General features: G+C 72.0%; 16 protein-coding genes. 9 read left to right on the top strand and 7 right to left on the bottom strand.

What is annotated here, in order from left to right; translation table 11 throughout:
* Positions 1-322: 322 nt before the first annotated feature.
* Positions 323-2,368: an ATP-binding protein gene (locus F1C76_01640; protein ID QNG38930.1), complete on the top strand. Its 2,046-nt coding sequence runs from the start codon at positions 323-325 to the stop codon at positions 2,366-2,368.
* 492 nt (positions 2,369-2,860) lie between these two features.
* Here the strand turns inward: F1C76_01640 and F1C76_01635 are convergent, their stop codons facing one another.
* Positions 2,861-4,138, bottom strand: coding sequence for a M18 family aminopeptidase (locus F1C76_01635; protein QNG35481.1), 1,278 nt, complete (start codon positions 4,136-4,138; stop codon positions 2,861-2,863).
* A 47-nt stretch (positions 4,139-4,185) separates the two neighbouring features.
* Between F1C76_01635 and F1C76_01630 the strand changes: the two genes are divergently transcribed.
* The 6 genes from F1C76_01630 to F1C76_01605 all read left to right on the top strand — a co-directional run bounded on the left by F1C76_01630 (position 4,186) and on the right by F1C76_01605 (position 9,480).
* Positions 4,186-4,692, top strand: a complete 507-nt coding sequence (locus F1C76_01630; protein QNG35480.1) for a hypothetical protein — start codon at positions 4,186-4,188, stop codon at positions 4,690-4,692.
* Positions 4,693-4,791: 99 nt separating this feature from the next.
* Positions 4,792-5,286, top strand: a complete 495-nt coding sequence (locus F1C76_01625) for a hypothetical protein (protein QNG35479.1) — start codon at positions 4,792-4,794, stop codon at positions 5,284-5,286.
* A gap of 90 nt (positions 5,287-5,376) precedes the next feature.
* Positions 5,377-6,801 carry an ethanolamine permease gene (eat, locus tag F1C76_01620; GenBank protein ID QNG35478.1) on the top strand — a complete coding sequence of 475 codons (1,425 nt, stop codon included), beginning with the start codon at positions 5,377-5,379 and terminating at the stop codon, positions 6,799-6,801.
* Positions 6,798-8,210 carry an ethanolamine ammonia-lyase subunit EutB gene (locus F1C76_01615; GenBank protein QNG35477.1) on the top strand — a complete coding sequence of 471 codons (1,413 nt, stop codon included), beginning with the start codon at positions 6,798-6,800 and terminating at the stop codon, positions 8,208-8,210. The genes eat and F1C76_01615 overlap by 4 nt, the downstream gene beginning before the upstream one ends.
* A complete protein-coding gene (locus F1C76_01610; protein ID QNG35476.1) occupies positions 8,207-8,938 on the top strand; it encodes an ethanolamine ammonia-lyase subunit EutC in 732 nt (243 codons plus the stop codon). Before F1C76_01615 ends, F1C76_01610 begins: the two co-directional genes overlap by 4 nt.
* On the top strand, positions 8,938-9,480 hold the full coding sequence (locus F1C76_01605) for a deaminase (protein QNG35475.1): 543 nt from the start codon (positions 8,938-8,940) through the stop codon (positions 9,478-9,480). The genes F1C76_01610 and F1C76_01605 overlap by 1 nt, the downstream gene beginning before the upstream one ends.
* On the opposite strand, the gene F1C76_01600 is transcribed toward F1C76_01605, so the two are convergent.
* Positions 9,481-9,714, bottom strand: coding sequence for a hypothetical protein (locus F1C76_01600; protein QNG35474.1), 234 nt, complete (start codon positions 9,712-9,714; stop codon positions 9,481-9,483).
* 75 nt (positions 9,715-9,789) lie between these two features.
* On the opposite strand from F1C76_01600, the gene F1C76_01595 reads away from it, so the two are divergent.
* Positions 9,790-10,407, top strand: a complete 618-nt coding sequence (locus tag F1C76_01595) for a hypothetical protein (protein ID QNG38929.1) — start codon at positions 9,790-9,792, stop codon at positions 10,405-10,407.
* Positions 10,408-10,422: 15 nt separating this feature from the next.
* Here F1C76_01595 and F1C76_01590 read toward each other — a convergent pair whose 3' ends face one another.
* Positions 10,423-11,280: an NAD(P)H-binding protein gene (locus tag F1C76_01590; protein ID QNG35473.1), complete on the bottom strand. Its 858-nt coding sequence runs from the start codon at positions 11,278-11,280 to the stop codon at positions 10,423-10,425.
* Between the two features lie 7 nt (positions 11,281-11,287).
* The gene (locus F1C76_01585; protein QNG35472.1) at positions 11,288-11,836 is read right to left on the bottom strand and encodes a dihydrofolate reductase; all 549 of its coding nucleotides are present in this window, start codon (positions 11,834-11,836) and stop codon (positions 11,288-11,290) included.
* Positions 11,837-11,956: 120 nt separating this feature from the next.
* Between F1C76_01585 and F1C76_01580 the strand changes: the two genes are divergently transcribed.
* The gene (locus F1C76_01580; protein QNG38928.1) at positions 11,957-13,780 is read left to right on the top strand and encodes an HNH endonuclease; all 1,824 of its coding nucleotides are present in this window, start codon (positions 11,957-11,959) and stop codon (positions 13,778-13,780) included.
* Between the two features lie 18 nt (positions 13,781-13,798).
* Here F1C76_01580 and cydC read toward each other — a convergent pair whose 3' ends face one another.
* The 3 genes from cydC to F1C76_01565 are packed head-to-tail and all read right to left on the bottom strand — an operon-like array spanning position 13,799 to position 19,697.
* Positions 13,799-17,122: a thiol reductant ABC exporter subunit CydC gene (gene cydC, locus F1C76_01575; protein ID QNG35471.1), complete on the bottom strand. Its 3,324-nt coding sequence runs from the start codon at positions 17,120-17,122 to the stop codon at positions 13,799-13,801.
* Positions 17,119-18,126 (bottom strand): cytochrome d ubiquinol oxidase subunit II, encoded by a 1,008-nt coding sequence (gene cydB / locus F1C76_01570; GenBank protein QNG35470.1) that lies wholly within the window; start codon positions 18,124-18,126, stop codon positions 17,119-17,121. The genes cydC and cydB overlap by 4 nt, the downstream gene beginning before the upstream one ends.
* 14 nt (positions 18,127-18,140) lie before the next feature.
* A complete protein-coding gene (locus F1C76_01565) occupies positions 18,141-19,697 on the bottom strand; it encodes a cytochrome ubiquinol oxidase subunit I (GenBank protein QNG35469.1) in 1,557 nt (518 codons plus the stop codon).
* Between the last annotated feature and the right edge of the window lie 2 nt (positions 19,698-19,699).

The raw sequence follows: 19,699 nt of genomic DNA, 5'->3' as shown, positions 1-19,699 counted from the left end.
TGCTCGACTCGGGTGTCGCAGGCCGGCCGTCGGGGCAGTATCTGTGCAACCCTAATCACAGTGGCAGTCGGCCAGTGAGGCTGAGAAGTGAGGCGACGTTTTCCCTGGCTGGCGCAGCGCTCAGATCGCGCTTGGCGGACTCAGACCACCGCCGTTGTCGTCGTTTGCGATCATCTCAGTCACAGGTCGTCGCATAACGTTCGATTACCCAAGTTCTCCCCACCCCCGCCAACGTCGGGACCGTGAGATGATCGCCGTCGTTCTAGGAGCGGCGGAGCACGCTGGAGCAAGCCACTAGCGAATGACGAGGAAGGTGTGGTTTGTGGCTATTAACGCTTCGCTGACGGGTCGGTTGCGTAACACGACCTTACCTAAGAGCCACGCACTTCTTCCGCTATATGAAGCGGTGGTGAATGCCATCCAGTCTGTCGACGCCGCTAACGCCGACATGGGGTTGAGCGAGATTGACGTGCAAGTAGTCAGGTCGCCTCAACTGACTATCCCGGTCGGTAGTGCAAGCTTTGGTCCGACCCCACTGGATCCGATCCAAAGTTTTGTCGTTAGTGACAATGGTGAGGGCTTCCACGATGGCAATATGAAGTCCTTCGAGACGTTGGATAGCGAATATAAGGCAGTCGCCGGCGGTCGCGGCGTTGGCCGCTTGATGTGGTTGAAGGCGTTCGAAAAAGTCGCCATTGAAAGCGACTACATCGATTCGTCTGGGCATCTCGGCCATCGGACCTTCCGCTTCACGGCCGAAGAGGGCGTCTCGCGTCAGGTGCAAAGCCCGTCCGAGGCTTCGCATTCCGGTGCATCGGTCCAGCTCTCATCGTTCAAAGAAGAGTACCGCGAGAGCGCGCCGAAAACCCTGGCGGCAATCGCTCGAAGCGTGTTGGAGCACTGTCTTTGGTATTTTGTGCGCCCGGGCGGTGCTCCAAATATTGTCGTGCGCGACGAACTTGAAGCGGTAGATCTTCATGACGCGTTCACTGATTACATGCTTGCGTCGTCGCAGGCAGAGGATATTATAATCCAGGGTGTTGGTTTCGAATTGGTACACCTACGCCTGAAGGCCAATTCGAAAGCTGCCCCTCAATTGAACTGGTGCGCATCGAACCGCGTCGTGGTTGCAGAGGGCATAGCTGGAAAAATCCCGGGCCTCTACGGCAAGCTGAGGGATGCGGACTCTGAGTTTATGTATGCATGCTTTCTCACCTCATCATTCTTGGACGCAAATGTGAGGGCGGAGCGCACTCATTTTGATATTCAAGAGTCAACCGAAGGAACCTTCGACGAAGAGGAACTCTCGCTGGCTAAAATCCGGACCGCCGTCCTGGCGTCCTCGGAAGCCTATCTGAAGGCCAGCTTAATCAAGACTGTTAGCGCCTCGCGAGAGAGGGTTCGGAGCTTCGTAGACAATAAGGCGCCTCGTTACAGACCAATATTAAGACATATTGATGAGTCGAAAATGATCGTCGATCCCGGAGTCAGTGACAGGGAACTAGAGCTGCAGCTCCATAGATCCTTGGCTGATCTAGAAGGCCAGTTGCTGGTCGAAGGGCAGGAAATTCTTAATGCATCGAGTTCCTTGCCTGAAGGTTACGATGAACGCCTGCAAGTCTATCTGGAGAGAGTCGATGACATCAAGAAGTCCGACTTGGCGGCATACGTCTCTAGGCGACGTGTAATCCTCGATCTCCTAGAGCAGGCCATTCGTGTGGGCGAAGACAACAAGTATGCTCGAGAAGACGTCATACATAGCCTCATTATGCCAATGAGAACCACCTCCGACGAGGTGCATCCGAGTGTGTCAAACCTGTGGGTGATCGACGAGGGTCTCGCTTTTCATAATTACCTGGCATCTGACAAGCCCCTCAAGACTATGCCAATCAGCGATACTGGCTCAAGGACCGAGCCGGACATAATCGCTCTCAAGGTTAACGACGGTCCTGTTCTGGTGGCAGAAGGTGAAGGTCGCAGTGTCCCCCTAGCCTCGGTGACTGTTATTGAGATTAAAAGACCAATGCGGAACGATGCATCTGGCGACACGGAGAAGGACCCACTCGCGCAAGCATTGCGTTACCTCGAGCGAGTTCGCGAGGGGACTGTGAAGACCGCCTCGGGTCGCCCAATTCCCAATTCCGATCATGTGCCAGGTTTCTGCTATGTGATAGCCGATTTGACGCCTAGCGTTAGAGAGCGATGTAAAGCGGCAAATCTTCGACCTACGCAGGATGGGCTCGGCTTCTTCGGCTACAACGATAACTACAAGGCCTACATTGAAGTTATCTCGTTCGATCGGCTGCTGAATATGGCGCATCAGCGCAATCGCTCATTCTTCGACCAGCTTGGCCTTCCTGTTGGGTAGTGGACCACATCCTGTTTGACGTGCCACCTTGTCGAACGCGTGTGGTGCCTCTACTCTTTACCCGGAACCTCTTCTCTGACAGCCCCCTAGGTGGACGTGCGCAGTGCAGGGCATAAGCCCAGCGACGCTGGGTCACGTGCTCGCTTAGCGAGGCGTCTATAGGAGGGGAGGTGGTGAGCTTGGCCAAGCATCGAGAGGCTCCAGATCGCATTGCGAAACGGACATTGTATGTCCGGGTTGCACATTTGGTCGTCGCTTCAGCGAACCTTGCTGTTCAGCTGTTTAGCTAACTGGCCCACGGGGGGCGCTTCGGCGCCCCCCGTGTCCATTATGCTCGGTCATGAATGTGGCGGGTGGCGATGAGGCGGACACCGAGCACGCATGAGCCAAGCGGGGCTTCGGTCGCGGTAATCCTAGAGTCTGCTGGTAAACCTGGGGATGCGCGCAGCCTGGCAAATCGGCCCTGCCTCCTGGGAACGATGGTTTCTCGCCTCAGAAACGTAGACAGCTTCGAAACGCGCTGACCATTAGCGGCACGTCCTTAGCCGATGCCAGCTCGCGGACCGAGTGCATCGCCAACTGGGGTGCGCCCACATCGACCGTCGACAACCCCAGCCGCGTCGCCGTCAGCGGCCCGATCGTCGATCCACACGGCAGATCCGCCCGCGACACGAAGTGCTGCACCGGCACCCCAGCCGCCTCACACCGCTCGGTGAACCACCCACCCGAGACCGCATCCGTCGCGTAGGCCTGGTTGGCGTTCAGCTTCAGCACCGGCCCACCCCCCAGCACCGGCTGGTGCGACGGCTCGTGGCGCTCGGAGCGGGTGGGGTGCACGGCGTGCGCCATGTCGGCGCTGACCAGCTTCGAGGCTGCGATGGTGCGGGCGAACGCCTGGGGAGAGGGCCCGGCCAGGCGGCTGATCACGTCCTCCAGGAACGAGCCGCGAGCACCCGACGCCGACCCCGAGCCGACCTCCTCGTGGTCGTTGCAGACCAGCACCTGCGTGTGCCGTGTTTCCGCGGAAACACCCAGCAGGGCCAACAGCCCCGAGTGGCAGCAGGCCAGGTCGTCCAGCCGGGGCGCGGCGATCCACGAACCATCCGCCCCGGCGCGCGCGGCCGGCTGGGTGTCGGCGAGCACCAGGTCGTGACCCACGATGTCGCCGGCCGCTACGCCGGCGGTGGCGGCCAGGGCCTCCAGCAGGCCGGGCTCGGTGTCGAGGTCCGAGCCCCAGACCGGCTGCAGGTGGCGCTGCGGGTCCAGGGTCAGGCCCTCGCGCACCGAGCGGTCCAGGTGGATCGCCAGCGACGGGAGCCGGAGCGGCGCACCGGGGAGCGTGACCAGGGTCGTCGTCCCCCCACGGAGCGCTAGGCGGCCGGCCACGGTGAGCTCGCGGTCGAGCCAGGTGTGCCACAGCCCGCCGCCGTAGGGCTCCACGCCGACCAGCCGGTAGCCGGCCTGCCGCACGTCGTGCCGCGGGCGCACCCGGAAGGTGGGGGAGTCGGTGTGCGCGCCGATGATCCGCAGCCCCGCCTCGTGCGCGGGTTCGGTGCCCACCCGAACCGCGACCACGCTGGCCCCGCGCACGGTGAACACCGCGTCGCCGGGGGACAGCTCCCACAGGTCGGTCTCGGCCAGCTCGCGGAACCCGCCCTCGACCAGGCGGCGGGCGATCTCGGCGGCGGCGTGCCCGGGCGAGGGGGAGGCGTCGACGAAGGAACGGAGGTCGTCGCCGAGGGTGAGGTCCACGTCTCCATCCTCGCGCACCCCGTACCGTTCGCCGCCGCACCCTGCGTGATCACCTGGAGTACGGCATGACCGGTTCGACCCTGGGCGTCGAGGAGGAGTTCCACCTCGTCGACCCCGCCACCGGCGCGCTGGCCGCCAGTTCCCTCGTCGCCGACGCCGCCGTCCGCGGTGAGGCCGGCCCGCACGTGCAGCCCGAGATCTCCACGACCCAGCTGGAGACGGCGACCGGCGTCTGCACCACCCTGGACCAGGTCCGCGCCGAGCTCGTGCAGACCCGCGCCGAGGCCGTCGCCGCCGCCCAGACCGACGGGCTCACCGTCCTCGCCGCCTCCACCCACCCCACCGCGTCCCCGCACGACCTGGTGCTCACCGACGCCCCGCGCTACCGGTCCATGGTCGAGCGGTGGGCGGGCCTGGCCACCGGGCAGGACATCTGCGGCACCCACGTGCACGTCGGCGTCCCCGACCTCGACACCGCCGTCGCCGTCATGGACCGCGCCCGCCCCTACCTCCCGCTGCTGCTGGCGATGACCGGCAGCTCCCCGTTCCACGACGGCGTCACCACCGGCTAAGACTCCTGGCGCACCGTCTGGTGGTCGCGCTGGCCGGTCTCAGGCCCGCCCGAGGCACTGGGGGACGCCGCCCGCTACCGCGCCGTCGTCGCCGCCCTGGTGGGCAGCGGGATGGTGCCCGACGGCTCCCAGCTCTACTGGGACCTGCGGCCCTCCACCCACGTGCCCACCGTCGAGTTCCGGATGGGCGACGTGTGCACCGACCTGGACGACGTCGTCCTGCACGCCGCCCTCTGCCGCTCCCTGGTCACGGTGCTCGCCGCCCGCGCCGGGGACGGCGACCCGGCACCCGTCGTCCGCCCCGAGGTGCTGCGGGCCGCGCGCTGGCGGGCCGCCCGCACCGGACTGTCCGGCCTGCTGCTCGATCCGGTCACCGGCGAGCTGGTCGACGCCGCCTCCGCGGTCGCCGGGCTGCTCCGCGAGCTGGGCCCGGACCTGGAGTCCCGCGGCGAGCTGGCCGAGGTCACGGGGCTCGCCGAGCAGCTGCTGGCGCGGGGCACCTCCGCCGTCCGGCAGCGCGACGTGCTGGCCCGCACCGGCGACCCCGGCGCCGTCGTCCGCGACCTGCTGGCCGTCGGCGGCACCGCTCCCTGATCCGTGACCTGAGGGCATTGCCCCCGTAACCGACCGGGGCCAAGGTGTGCTGCATCCGGCCCGTGGGGCCGGCAGAGCCGGAGGCCCGTCGTGACCGCTGAACCCACCGCCCCGCCCAGCACCGCACCAGGGACCAGCGAGTACCTCGCGAAACGACAGCTGCGCACCGGCACCGCCGGCTGGACCCTGCTCGCCGGTCTCGGCGTCGCCGCCGTCATCTCCGGGGACTACGCCGGCTGGAACTTCGGCCTGGCCGAGGGCGGGTTCGGCGGTCTGCTGATCGCCACCGTGCTGATGGGGATCATGTACACGGCCATGGTGTTCGGCCTGGCCGAGCTGGGCTCGGCGCTGCCGACCGCCGGCGGTGGCTACACCTTCGCCCGCCGCGCGCTGGGCCCCTGGGGCGGCTACGCCACCGGGGTCGCCGTCCTGCTGGAGTACGCGATCGCGCCGGCCGCCATCGCCACCTTCATCGGCGGCTACGTCGAGTCCCTCGGGCTGTTCGGCATCACCGACGGCTGGTGGGTCTACCTCGCCGTCTACGCCCTGTTCATCGGCGTCCACCTGATGGGCGTCGGCGAGGCGCTCAAGGTGATGCTGGCGATCGCCGCGGTCGCCGTCGTCGGCCTCGTGCTGTTCCTCATCGGCGCCATCCCGGACTTCGACGCCGCCAACCTCACCGACATCGTGCCCACCGACGCCGCCGGCGCCTCGGACTGGCTGCCCTTCGGCCTGCTCGGCATCTGGGCGGCGTTCCCCTTCGGCATCTGGTTCTTCCTCGCCGTCGAGTGCGTGCCGCTGGCCTCGGAGGAGGCCAAGGACCCGGCCCGCGCGATGCCCAAGGGCATCCTCGCCGCGATGGCCGTGCTGGCCACGCTGGCGATCCTGATGCTGGTGTTCACCACCGGCGCCGGCGGTGCGCAGGTCATCTCCGAGTCCGCGAACCCGCCGGTCGACGCCCTCCAGCCGGGGACCCTGCAGACCGTCGTGAACTACATGGGCCTCGTCGGCCTGGTCGCCAGCTTCTTCTCCATCGTCTACGCCTACAGCCGGCAGACCTTCGCCCTCTCCCGGGCCGGCTACCTGCCCCGCGCGCTGTCGGTGACCAACAGCCGCAAGGCCCCGGTGCTCGCGCTGGTCGTGCCCGGCGTCGTCGGCTTCCTGCTCACCCTCACCGGCCAGGGCGCGACGCTGCTCAACATGGCGGTGTTCGGCGCGGCCGTCTCCTACGTGCTGATGATGGTCAGCCACATCGTGCTGCGCCGCCGCGAGCCCGACCTCGAGCGTCCCTACCGCACCCCGGGCGGGACGACGACGACCTCGATCGCCCTGGTCCTGGCCGTCCTCGCGGTGCTGGCCACCTTCCTGGTCGACCCGCTCGCCGCCGGCCTCACCCTGGTCGCCTTCGCGCTGTTCATCGCCTACTTCGCCTTCTACAGCCGGCACCACCTGGTCGCCTCGGCCCCGGAGGAGGAGTTCGCGGCACTGGCCGCCGCTGCGGACGACGTCCGATGACGGCCCGGCGGGCGACGCTGGGCGGGCACACCTACGAGTTCCCCTCGCTGGTCGAGGTGATGGCCAAGGCCACGCCGCACCGGTCCGGGGACGTGCTGGCCGGCTGCGCGGCGGGGTCGGAGGCCGAGCGGGTCGCCGCCCAGACGGTGCTCGCCGACCTGCCGCTCACCACGTTCCTGGACGAGCAGGTGGTCTCCTACGAGGACGACGACGTCACCCGGCTGGTGCTCGACACCCTGGACGCCGGTGCCCTGGACCCGGTCCGGTCGCTCACCGTCGGCGGTTTCCGGGAGTGGTTGCTCGCCCGCGCCGCCGAGGCCGACGAGGCCGCGATCTCCGGGCTGGCCCGCGGGCTGACCCCGGAGATGGCTGCCGCCGTCTCCAAGCTGATGCGCAACGCCGACCTGATCGCCGTCGGCCGGCGGGCCCGGGTGGTCACCGGGCTGCGGTCGACCATCGGGTTGCCGGGCCGGCTGGCGTCCCGGCTGCAGCCCAACCACCCGACGGACGACGCGGTCGGCGTCACGGCGTCCCTGCTGGACGGGTTGCTGCACGGGTCGGGCGACGCAGTCATCGGGATCAACCCGGCGACGGACTCCCCGGCCCAGACGATCGCGCTGCTGGAGCTCATCGACGCGGTCATCACCCGGTACGAGATCCCGACGCAGTCCTGCGTGCTCGCCCACGTGACGACGACGCTGCGGGCGCTGGAGAAGGGCGCCCCGGTCGACCTGGTGTTCCAGTCGGTGGCCGGGACGCAGGGTGGGAACGAGGGGTTCGGCGTGACGCTGGACCTGCTGTCGGAGGCCCGTGCCGCGGCGCTGGAGCTCAAGCGCGGGACCGTCGGGTCGAACGTGACGTACTTCGAGACCGGGCAGGGGTCGGCGCTGTCGGCCGGTGCGCACCTCGGGGTCGGCGGGGCGCCGGTGGACCAGCAGACCCTGGAGTGCCGGGCCTACGGGGTGGCCCGGCACTACGACCCGCTGCTGGTGAACACCGTCGTCGGGTTCATCGGCCCGGAGTACCTCTACGACGCCAAGCAGGTGATCCGGGCCGGCCTGGAGGACCACTTCTGCGGCAAGCTGCTGGGCCTGCCGATGGGCGTCGACGTCTGCTACACGAACCACACCGACGTCGACCCCGACGACACCGACACCCTCACCGTGCTGCTGGGGGCGGCGGGCTGCTCGTTCGTCATCGCCGTCCCGGGGTCGGACGACGTGATGCTGCACTACCAGTCGCTGTCGTTCCAGGACGTGCTCACCGCCCGCCAAGTGCTGGACCTGCGGCCCGCGCCGGAGTTCGAGGCGTGGCTGGGCCGGATGGACCTGCTCGGCCCGGACGGCCGGGTGCGCGAGCTGACCGCGGACGCACCGGCCGCCCGGGCGCTGCTGGCGGCGGCCCGATGAGCTCGGACGCCTTCGACCTGCTGCGCTCGGCGACCCGCGCCCGGGTCGCCCTCGGCCGGGCCGGCGACGGGCTGCCGACGGCGCGGCTGCTGGAGTTCCGGGCCGCACACGCCGCTGCCCGGGACGCCGTGCACTCCCCGCTGGACGTGCCTGCCCTGGTCGCAGCGCTGGCGGACACCGGGCTCGAGGTGCTCGAGGTCGCGTCGGCCGCGCCGGACCGGGCGACCTACCTACAGCGACCCGACCTCGGCCGCCAGCTCTCCTCCTCGGCGTCGTTGCCCACGGGGGAGTACGACCTGGCGCTGGTGATCGCCGACGGTCTGTCCCCGCTGGCGGTCTCCGAGCACGCGGCGGGGACCGTCGCCGCGGTACTCGAACGACTCCCGGGCTGGTCGATCGCCCCGCTGGTGGTCGCCACCCAGGCCCGGGTGGCCCTCGGTGACCCGATCGGCCAGGCGCTGGGAGCCCGGATCGTCGTCGTCCTGGTGGGGGAGCGGCCTGGACTCTCCTCGGCGGACAGTCTCGGCCTCTACCTGACCTTCGGACCCCGTACCGGCCGCGCGGACAGCGAACGGAACTGCATCTCCAACGTCCGACCCCCGCACGGGCTCGGCTACGCGCAGGCGGCGGACACCCTGGTCGCGCTGCTCCAGGCCTCCCGCGAGCTCGGTGCCTCGGGCGTCGTGCTCAAGGACGAGGGGGTCGCGTTGCCCGCGGGTGCGGGCTGATGCGCCGACTCGTCGCGTACGAGCTGGTGTCCTTGGACGGCGTCGCCGAGGCGCCGGACGAGTTCATCTCGACCTGGGACGACGTCATGGACGCCAACCTCGCCCGGGTCATCGGCACCCAGGACGCCGTGGTGCTCGGCCGGCGCAGCTGGGATGAGTGGGCGCCCTACTGGCCCGACAGCGACATCGAGCCGTTCGCGTCCTTCGTCAACGGGGTGCCCAAGCACGTCGCCACGAGCACCCCGCTGGACCGGGAGTGGTCCGGCAGCTCGGTGATCGAGGGCGATCTGGTCGCCGCGGTGCGGGAGCTGCGTGAGCAACCCGGGGGCGACATCGGCGTGCACGCCAGCCTCTCGGTGCTGCGGACGCTGCTCGCTGCCGGGCTGGTGGACACGCTGTCCCTCGTGATCGTCCCGACCGTCGCCGGCCGTGGGCGGCGGCTGTTCGACGGCGTCCCGGCCCTGCGGTGGGAGACCGTCCGGAGCGTCACCAGCCCGACCGGCCACCTGCTCGTGGACTACCGGGCCGTGGTCCCCGACTGATCAGCGGCGGAGACGTCGGCGCAGGGCCTGGATCGGGTTCTCCCGCGGCTCGGGTCCCGGCACGGGCACCGGGGTCTCCGCCGCGGCCGCGGCGCGCTCGTGCAACCGGGATCGGACGTCGTCGGCGGAGTAGGCGCGGCGCTCCCGCTCGTCGCGGGCGATCACGACCCCGGTGGCGGCGACCCCGGCGATGCCGGCCAGTCCGATGAGCTTTCCCAGGGTGTCGCGGCGCATGCCCGGCACGGTAACGGCGTCCCCTAGCGTGGCCGCGTGTCCCCGCTGGTGAGCCGCCCGAACCGACCCACCCCGCTGACGCTGGACGCGGCGGTCGACCTGACCCGCACCGGCGACGTGTGGCTGTTCCGCGGGGTCTCCGTCGCCGACCGCGCGATCCAGACGCTCACCAACGCGCCGGTCAACCACGTCGGCATGGCCGTGGTGCTCGACGACCTGCCGCCGCTGCTGTGGCACGCCGAGCTGGGCAAGTCGCTGCCCGACGTGTGGACCGGCACCCACCAGCGCGGGGTGCAGCTGCACGACCTGCGGGACGCGGTGACCGTGTGGCGGCAGAAGTACGGCCAGCGGGCGTGGCTGCGGCAGCTGGTCGGCCCGGCCGACGACGGCGGGGTCACCCCGGCCATGGAGGACGCGGTGCTGCAGACCATCGCCCGGCTCGACGGCCGACCGTTCCCGACCACGTTCCGGCTGGCCCGGGGCTGGGCGTCGGGGCTGGTGCAGAAGCACACCTCGGCCGAGACGGTGTTCTGCGCCGAGCTGGTCGCCGCCACCTACACCGCGATGGGCCTGCTCCCCGGCGACCAGCCGCTGAACTCCTACGACCCGGGCAGCTTCTGGTCCGGCGACCGGCTCGAGCTGGTCGACGCCACGCTGGGCCCGGAGGTCACGGTCGACGTACCGACCGGCTGACCCCCGGGCTCGCGGTCAGCGTGCGACGGTCTCCAGCAGGGGGGCTTCGGTGGGGGTCCAGCCCAGCTCGGTGCGGGCCTTCTCGCCGGTGGCCTGCTGGTCGAGCAGGAGCGCCTCGCCGAACAGGCCCAACCGCTCGTTGGTGGCCTCGTCGGAGGTGCCGACCACGCGCAGGCCGGCGGCCTCGCCGATCTCGCGGACCGTCGGGTTCTGGCCGCTCACCCCGAGGTAGGTGCTGCCGGCCGGGGCGTGGGTGAGCGCGAGGGAGTAGAGCCGGCCCAGGTCGGCAGCGTGCACGGTGGTCCAGTGCTGGTCCCCGCTGCCGGGCAGCTGGGTCGCCCCGTCGTCATCGGTCGGACCGCCGAGCACCACGCCGGTGATCCCGGCGACCTGCCCGTCCTGGGTGGCGTAGACGATGCCGGGCTCGATCAGCACGGAGCGCACGCCGTCGCGGGCGGAGGTGACCCGCTCGTCGAGCGGCTGCCGCCAGGCGGTGAGCTGCGGTGCGGCCCGCGGGGTGTCCTCGTCGATCTGGCCCGAGCCGTGCACCCAGCAACCGCCGGTGTGCAGGTAGGGCTTGCCGCTGTTGGCGATCGCGCCGAGCACTGCGTCCAGGAACGCCTGGTCCACGTCAGCACTGGTCTCGTCGCCGGGGGAGGCGGTGTGGATGACGCCGTCGGCGTCGACGGCCTCGCGGGCGACGAGGTCGGTGTCGGTGAGCTCGCCGCGCACAGCGGTGGCGCCGGCGGCCTCGACCGCGGCGGCGGAGGCGGCACTGCGGGCCAGCGCCCGGACGGTGTGCCCGTCGGCGAGGAGCGCGGTGAGCACGTGAGATCCGACGAGACCGGTTCCACCGGTGAGGAAGACGTCCATGGCCGGGTCAATCGCTCTCGGCCTGCAACGATTCCCGGACGCGGTAGGTCGTCTGCACCATCCCGCCGCCCAGCACCTCGGTCGAGACGTGCTCGAGCTCCACGTCGCGCGGCAACGGACCGAACAGCGACGCACCGGACCCGATGAGCACCGGCACCCGCGACAGTGTCAAGGTCTGGATCCGCCCGCGGGCCAGGAGCTCGCGCACCGTGCGCCCGCCGTCGACGTAGACCCGGCGGTACCCGGTGTCGTCCAGGGCGGCGATCGCGTCGTCGGCGGTGCGGTGCACGGCGGCCAGCCGGGGGTCGGCGTCGTCGGCGACGGTCGTGCTCAGCAGGTGCAGGGGCTTGCCCTGGTAGGGCCACTCCTGCTCGCCGGCGATGACGTCGTAGGTGCCGCGGCCCATCAGCAGGGCGTCGATGCTGTCGACGAAGGGCGTGAACCCCGCGTCGCCGGCGCCCTCTCCGCTGCCGCTGAGGAAGTCGAGCGAGTCGTCCTCGCGGGCGATGAAGCCGTCGACGCTCATGCCGAGGAAGACGTGTCCGGTGAAGGTCATGACCGCACTCTGGCAGGGGCCTCCGACAGTTCCGGGCGCCGCCTGTGGACAGCGGTGGTCTGTCCACAGGTGGGCGCTGAGCAGCAGGAACTGTCCGGACTCGAACGTATGATCGAACGCATGACGACGACGGAGAGCCCGGTGCGCGAACTGGCCTGGTTCCCGACTGTCGTCACCTCGGGCGGGCCGCTGGGCGAGGTGCAGGGGGAGGCTGCGGCCATCGGTCGGGCGACCGCAGCTCAGGCACGGGCGGTCGCCGAGTTCGCGGAGCTGCGGCCGGCGTCCGTCGATCGGCAGCCGGGAGAGCCGGGCTGTGCCTCGGCGGAGACGCGGGCAGCTCGACCGCGGGTGATCGCGGAGGTCAGTGAATGGGCGGCGCAGGAGCTGGTGGTCGCCCTGCAGATCACCCACCACGCTGCGCAGGCCCTGCTGGTCCGGTCGCTGACCCTGGTGCACCGGCTGCCCGCCACGCTGGAGGCCCTGGAGGGCGGGGTGATCCACCCGGGCCACCTGTGGGCGTTCACCGAGCGGGTCGGCGCGATCGAGGACCCCGGTGTGCGCGCCCGGGTCGAGCGCGAGCTGCTCACCTGGATGACGGGTCGGGTGACCACACCGTCGCAGCTGACCGAGCGGGCTCGGGTGCTCGTGCTGCGGCACGACGCCGTGGGGGCGGCGCAGCGGTTGGCGGCGGCGGTCCGTCGGCGGGGTGTGTTCTGCTCGGCCGGCCGGGAGGACGGCCTGGAACAGCTGAACGCCGTGCTGACCACCCCGGAGGCACGGGCCTGCCTGGATGCGCTGGGGCGGTACGCCGACTCGATCGACGACGACCCAGAGTCGCGCACCCGGTCGCAGAAGATGGCCGACTGCCTGGTCGACCTGATCCTGCGGCCCGGTGAGACCGGCCTCCCGGTGGTGACCGCGCAGCTCACGGTCGTCGCGTCTGTGGAGACCCTGGCCGGCGGCGACGAGTCAGGCGAGGTCGACGGGCAGGTGGTGCCGGCCGAGATGGTGCGGCACCTGGCCCGCGCCCTGGGGCTGCTCGAGGAGGCGCCTCACGTGGCCGCGGAGCGCGCGGTCGACGACGAGCAGTGTGCCGGCGTGGTCGCAGGCACGGAGTCGCCGCCGGACCAGGCGCCGCTCAGGACGAGCGCCCCCTCCGAGGGCGATGGGCCTCCGGGCTGGGCAGCGGCTGACGCTGCGGTGCAGCGGGCGGGGGAGGCGGTCGAGCGCGCCCGGGGGCAGGTGTCCCGAGCCCGAGCCGCGGTGGTGGCAGCCGAACGCGCTGCCCGTCGGACCGAGGAGCAGCACCGGGCGTCGCCCGCAGGTGCGGTGGGCCGGGCCCGGACCAGCGTGCAGGCGATGACCGGTGCGCGGGCCGGCCTGCAGGACAAGCTGGGTGACCTGCTCCGCCGGACCGGAGGGGGTGGGCTCGCCGACCGGCCGCGGGCTGCCGTGGTGGACGCCCTGAGCGGGACCCTGCTCGCGCTCACCGACGCCCGCGAGCTGCGTCGGGTGTCCTCGTGCGGCCGCCCGCGCTGTGTCCGTCGCCCGGAGCGCTGCCCGCACGACCTGGTCGACCGGCCCGGCCTCACGCCACCGGGCGCCACCGACGGGTACCGGCCGGGACGTGCGCTCGACCGGTTCGTCCGGGCCCGCGACCGCCGATGCCGGTTCCCGGGCTGCCGTCGCCGGGTCCCCCGCGGAGGGGAGCTCGACCACGACCGCCGCTGGCCGGAGGGGCCGACGGCGCACGACAACCTGATCGGCTACTGCACCGGCCACCACCGCGGCAAGCACCAGGCGCCGGGGTGGCACCACCAGCTGCACCCGGACGGGCGGCTCAGCGTCACGACACCGACGGGTCTGCGGACCACGACGGGACCACCGCCCTGGCCGCACGCTGGCCCACCCTTGGGAGGCGACCATGACTCGCCACCGTTCTGACCCGGTGGGGAGCAGGCCTCAGACCGGCGCCAGCTGCCGGTCCAGCCGCAGCTCGCGGTCGCCGGTGGCGGCGATCGAGTGGTCGTGGGTCACGCAGACGACCACCCGACCGGCCAGCGCGGTGCGCAGGTCTCGGACCAGGGCGGCCGCCGTGGGCGGGTCGAGGTGGGCGGTCGGCTCGTCGAGGAGCACCACGTCCCGGTCGGCCAGCAGCACCCGGGCCGCGGCCAGGCGCCGGCGCTCGCCTCCGGACAGTGCCGTCCCACCGGCACCGACGGGGGCGTCGAGGCCGGCAGGGAGGCCGTCGACCAGCGGCCCGAGACCGGCCGCGGCCAGGGCGGCCCGCATCTGCGGCTCGGTCACCGTGCCCCGTGGGCCGGCCAGCGCCAGGTTCGCCCGGATCGAGGAGGCGAACACGTGCGCTTCTTGGGGCAGCCACGCCATCGCGGCACGGATGTCGTCGCCGGTCAGCGTCGCGGTGTCCACGCCGACCAGGTCGTACCGGCCCGACCGGGGGCGCAGGGCTGCCAGCAGCGCGGCCAGCAGCGTCGACTTGCCCGCCCCCGACGGACCCCGCACGACCAGCCAGCCCTCCCGGTCGGCCAGCAGCGACACCTCCCGCAGCACGTCGGGTCCACCGGGCCAACCGACGGTCAGGTCCGAGGTGCCCAGCTCGGTCACCGGGGTCGGCGCAGGGGCGGGGTGCACCGGGTCGGCGGCGACCGGTGCGGTCAGCACCGACTCGACGCGGGCCCGGGCGTCGGCCCAGGCGCCCCGGCGCTGCAGCGCACCGACCAGCCCGGCCAGCGGCTCGGCCAGGGCCAGCGGCGCCAGCGCGAGCACCGCCACCGCGGGGCCGGTCAACCCCGCTGCCCAGCCCAGACCGGCTCCCACGACGGCGGCCAGGCCGCTCGCCAGGGACACCACCCCGCCCGACAGCGCACCGGCCCGCACCCCGACCCGGGCGGCCGCGGCCTGCCGGCCGGCCAGCGCCTCGACCTCGGCCACCACGGCCCCCTGCGCGCCGTGCACCCGCAGATCGGCGGCACCGTCGAGCAGGGTCGCGGTCTCCCGCAACGCGGCCACCCGCAGCTCGGCCTCGGTCCGCGCGATGCCGGCATCTACCCGGCGGTGTAGCGCCCACACCACGGCGACCCCGACGGCCAGGACCGCCAGCACCCCGGCCGCGGCGGTCGGCTCGACCAGGGCGAGCGCCCCGGTGGTCACCAGCACGGCGGCGCCGGCCACCGCCGGCGGGGTCAGCACCCGCACCGACAGGTCCTGCAGCAGACCGACGTCGCCGACCACCCGGCCCAGCGCGCTGCCGGGGGTCCGCTCGGCGGCGATGCCCTGCCGGGCCAGCGCGGCCCAGACCCGCACCCGGGTGGTCTCGGCCAGCCGGAGCGCGGCGTCGTGCGCGGTCAGCCTCTCCCACCAGCGCAGCAGCGCCCGGGCCAGCCCGAAGCCGCGCACCCCGGCGGTCGCGACCAGCAGCGTCAGGATCGGCGGCATCTCGGCCGCCCGGAGGATCAGCCAGCCCGACAACCCGGTCAGGGCGACCCCGGCCAGTGCGGTCAGGGTGCCGGCCGCGACAGCCCGGGTCAGCGCGGCGCGGGGCCAGGACAGCGAGCCGGCCATGGCGCCGCCGGGGGCGGTGGTCGTGGGGGAGGCCTGCGGCAGGGCGGTGACGGGCGCCGGGGACGATGCCGGGGCAGCGGCGGGACGGGCAGCGGTCCCGGTCCCGGCCAGCCGCACCGTCCGGTCGGCCAGCGACGCCAGCACCGGGTCGTGGGTGACCAGGACGGTGGTCACCGTGCCGCGCAGTCCGGCGAGCACGCCGGCGACCCGGGCGGTGGCCGCCTCGTCCAGGTGCGCGGTCGGCTCGTCGAGCAGCAGCAGCGACGCCCCGCGGCGCACCCGCACCAGCGCACGGGCGACCGCCACCCGCTGCAGCTCTCCGGGCGACAGCGTCGTGCAGCGACGGCCGGCCAGGTCGGTGCCGCCGACCCGGGCCAGCGCCTCGACCACGAAGGCCTCGGCGACCACGGCGTCCAGCGCATCCTCCCGGGACACCAGCGCGTGCAGCCGCAGCTCGTCGGCCACCGTCTCGCCCACGGTCCGTGGGTGCTGCGGGACCACCGCCACCGATGCCGGCACTCCGGCCAGCGAGCCGGCGACCGCTGCCGACGGGGCCAGCGACTCCGCCAGCGCGGCCACCAGGGTCGACTTGCCCGATCCCGACGGCCCGGCCAGCGCGACCAGCTCGCCCGGCGCCACGGTCAGCGACGTCGCGGGGAGGGCTGGGACCGCGCGGCCGGGGTGCGTGACGGTCAGGTCGGTGACGGTCACGGCAGCACCGCGGGGGTCGTCGGCCGCGGCGGCCGGCCGGGGAGCGGGAGCCGGAGCGGCGAGCACGGCGCGGGCCTCCCCGGCGGCCTGCCCCGCGTCGGCGTTGGCGTGGAAGGCCTGGCCCAGCGCCCGCAGCGGGGCGAACGCCTCCGGGGCCAGCAGCAGCGCGGTGAGCCCGACGGCCAGCCCGACGTCGCCCTCGACCAGCCGGATGCCCACGGTCACCGCGACCAGCGCGACGGACAGGGTGGCGATCAGCTCGAGCACGAGCGCCGACAGGAACGCCAGCCGCAGCGTCGCCGTCGTCGTCGCCCGGTGCCGGGCACCCAGCTCCTGCAGCGCGGCAGCCTGGTCGGCAGCCCGGCCCAGGCCGGTGAGCACCGGCAGACCGCGGACCAGCTCGGCGACGTGCCCGGCGATCCGGTCCAGTGCCCGCGCGGCGGCCGAGGTCTGGTCGGCGGTGTACTTCCCGACCAGCACCATGAACACCGGCACCAGCGGCAGCGTCACCGCCACCAGCACCGCCGAGAGCAGGTCGGTGCCGGCCAGCACGAGCAGCAGCACGGGCGGGACGACGAGGGTCTGCGCGAGCGCGGGCAGGTACGTCGCCAGCGCCGGGCCGAGGTCGTGCAGCCGGGTGGTGGCCAGCACCGCGGCCGGCCCGGTCCCCCCGGCGGCCTCGACCGCCGCCGGGGAGGAGGCCAACCGCTCCAGCAACGCGGAGCGGAGCGCGTCCTCGCTGCGCCGGGCGTCCCGGGCGGCCAGCACCTCGCCCAACGCACCCGCCGCGGCCCGCACCAGCGCACCGACGGCGGCCAGCGCCAGCATCGACAGTGGGGAGTCCCCGGCGACGATGCGGCCCAGCGCGTGCGCCAGGCCCGCGGCCAGCAGCACCAGCCCGCCGGTCTGCAGCACCGCCACCACCGCGGCCCGGACCAGCGCCGCGCGCACCCCCGGCACGCCCTCCAGCGGGCCGAGCGGGCCCCGGCTCACGCGGCGGCCGTCTCGTGCTCGGGCTCGGCCGTCAGCCGCTTGCGGAACACCCAGTAGGTCCAGGCCTGGTAGCCCAGCACCACCGGCAGCCCGAACCCGGCGACCCAGGTCATCACCGTCAGCGTGTAGTCGCTGACCGAGGCATCGGTGACCAGCACGTCGAAGGCCGGGTCGATCGTCGAGGGCAGCACCACCGGGAACATCCCGGCGAACACCGTGGCCGACGAGGCCAGCAGCAGCACCGCCCAGCCGGCGAACGCCTGACCCTCCCGGCCCACCTTCAGCCGCGCCCAGGTGACGACCACGGCCAGCGCCGCGACCACCCACAGCAGGCCGGTGACGAACGAGCCCGAGCGCAGCTGCACCAGCCCGGCCCAGGCCAGCAGCGGCAGCGCACCCACCGGGGCCAGCCGCAGCGCCAGCGCCCGGGCCCGCACCCGCAGCTCGCCGTCGGTCTTCAGCGACAGGAACAGCGCCCCGTGCACGAGGGAGAACGACAGCACCGCGACCGCGCCCAGCAGCGCCGGCCACGACCAGCCGGCGAACGGCCCGCCCACCCGGATCCCGCCCTCGCCGACCGGCAGCCCCAGCGTGGTCGCGCCCAGCGCGGCGCCGATCCCGCCGGCTGCGACGAGCGAGCCGCCGACGATCACCCGGGTCCAGGCGGCTTCCCAGCGCGGGTCGTGCGAGGAGTGCCGCCACTCGAAGGCCACCGCCCGCACGATCAGCCCGACCAGCACCAGGACGAACGGCAGGTACATCGCCGGCAGCCAGGTGGCGTACCAGCCGGGGAAGGCGGCGAACACCGCCCCGACCGCGGTCACCAGCCACACCTCGTTGCCGTCCCAGAGCGGGCCGATGGTGCGCAGCATGAGGTTCCGGTCCGCGGGCTTGCGGCCGAGCACCGGGAGCAGGGCCGCGACGCCGAAGTCGAAGCCCTCCAGGAGGAGGAAGCCGGTCCAGAGCACCGCGACGGCGACGAACCAGAGGGTCTGCAGGTCCATGACGGGACTCCCGATCAGTGGGCGAACTGGAGGACGTCGTCGCTGGCGTCGTCGTCAGCGCGGGGTGCGTCGTCCGGCGCTGCACCGGTGCCGACGCCGGGGGTGGGGGTGGTGTCGCCGTCCGTCACGCCCTTGCGGACGAAACGGGTGATCAGCCCCAGCTCGATCACCGCGAGCGCCCCGTAGAGCACGCCGAGGGTGATGAGCGACGTCCAGACCTCGGCCGCGGAGATGCCGGGGGAGACCGCCTGGGCGGTGAAGAAGTAGACCTGCTCGGACACCGGGACGTCGGGGTTCGGGTAGACGACGAAGGGCTGGCGGCCCATCTCGGTGAAGATCCAGCCCGCGGCGTTGCCCACGAACGGGGCACCGACCGCGGCGAGGGAGCCGTAGACCCCGATCCGGGACGTCGGCACCCGGCCGCGCCGGGTCGCCCACAGCGCGTAGGCAGCGACGCCCGCGGACACCGCGCCCATCCCGATCATCAACCGGAAGCCCCAGTAGGTGACGGCCAGGACCGGCGTGTAGTCGATCGGCTCGCCGGCCTTGTCGCCGTAGCTCGGGTCGTCGGGGTAGGTCGCGCCGTAGGTGTCGGCGTACTGCTCCTGCAGCTCGTTGACCCCGGGCACCGGCGAGGAGAAGTCGCTGTGGGCCAGGAACGAGAGGATGTAGGGGATCGTGATCGAGTGCACGTCGTCGCACTCGTTGCTGCCCAGCTTGGAGAAGGCGAACAGCGAGAACGACGCCGGCGCCTCGGTCTCGCACAGCGCCTCGGCCGAGCTCATCTTCAGCGGCTGCTGCTGGTACATGAGCTTGCCCTGCCAGTCACCGGTGAGGGCGACGAGCGCGAACGCGGCCAGCGAGACGTAGCCGCCGACGCGCACCGACCGGCGCCACACCTGGTGGTCGACCTCGTCGCGCGGCCGGTCGGCCAGTGCCCGCTTGCGCAGGTGCCACAGGCCGACGCCGACCAGCAGGCCGCCGGCGACCATCAGCGAGGCGACGATCGCGTGGCTGAAGGCGGCGAGAGCGGTGTTGTTGGTCATCACCGCGAAGAAGTCGACCTGGCGGGCCCGGGGCTCACCGCTGGAGGTGTCCAGCACGACGCCCACCGGGTGCTGCATCCAGGAGTTGGCCGCGATGATGAAGTACGCGCTGATGATCGAGCCGATGACGGCGGCCCACAGCGTGGCCAGGTGCAGCTTCTTCGGGATCCGGCCCCAGCCGAAGATCCACAGCCCCAGGAACGTGGACTCCAGGAAGAACGCCAGCAGCGCCTCCAGGGCCAGCACCGAGCCGAACACGTCGCCGACGAAGCGGGAGTAGGCGCTCCAGGCGAGCCCGAACTGGAACTCCTGGACCAGTCCGGTGGCCACGCCGAGCACGAAGTTGATCAGGTAGATGCGGCCCCAGAACCGGGTCATCCGCAGCCACTCGGCCCGGCCGGTGCGCACCCACATGGTGTGCATGACGGCGACCAGGAGCCCCAGGCCGATGGTCAGCGGGACCATCAGGAAGTGGTAGACGGTCGTGATGCCGAACTGCCAGCGTGCGATCTCGAGCACGTCCACCG

Source organism: Geodermatophilaceae bacterium NBWT11, from assembly GCA_014218215.1.
GTDB lineage: Bacteria > Actinomycetota > Actinomycetes > Mycobacteriales > Geodermatophilaceae > Klenkia.
Note: the sequence above shows the minus strand (reverse complement) of the source record. Positions and strands in the feature narration are given on the sequence as shown.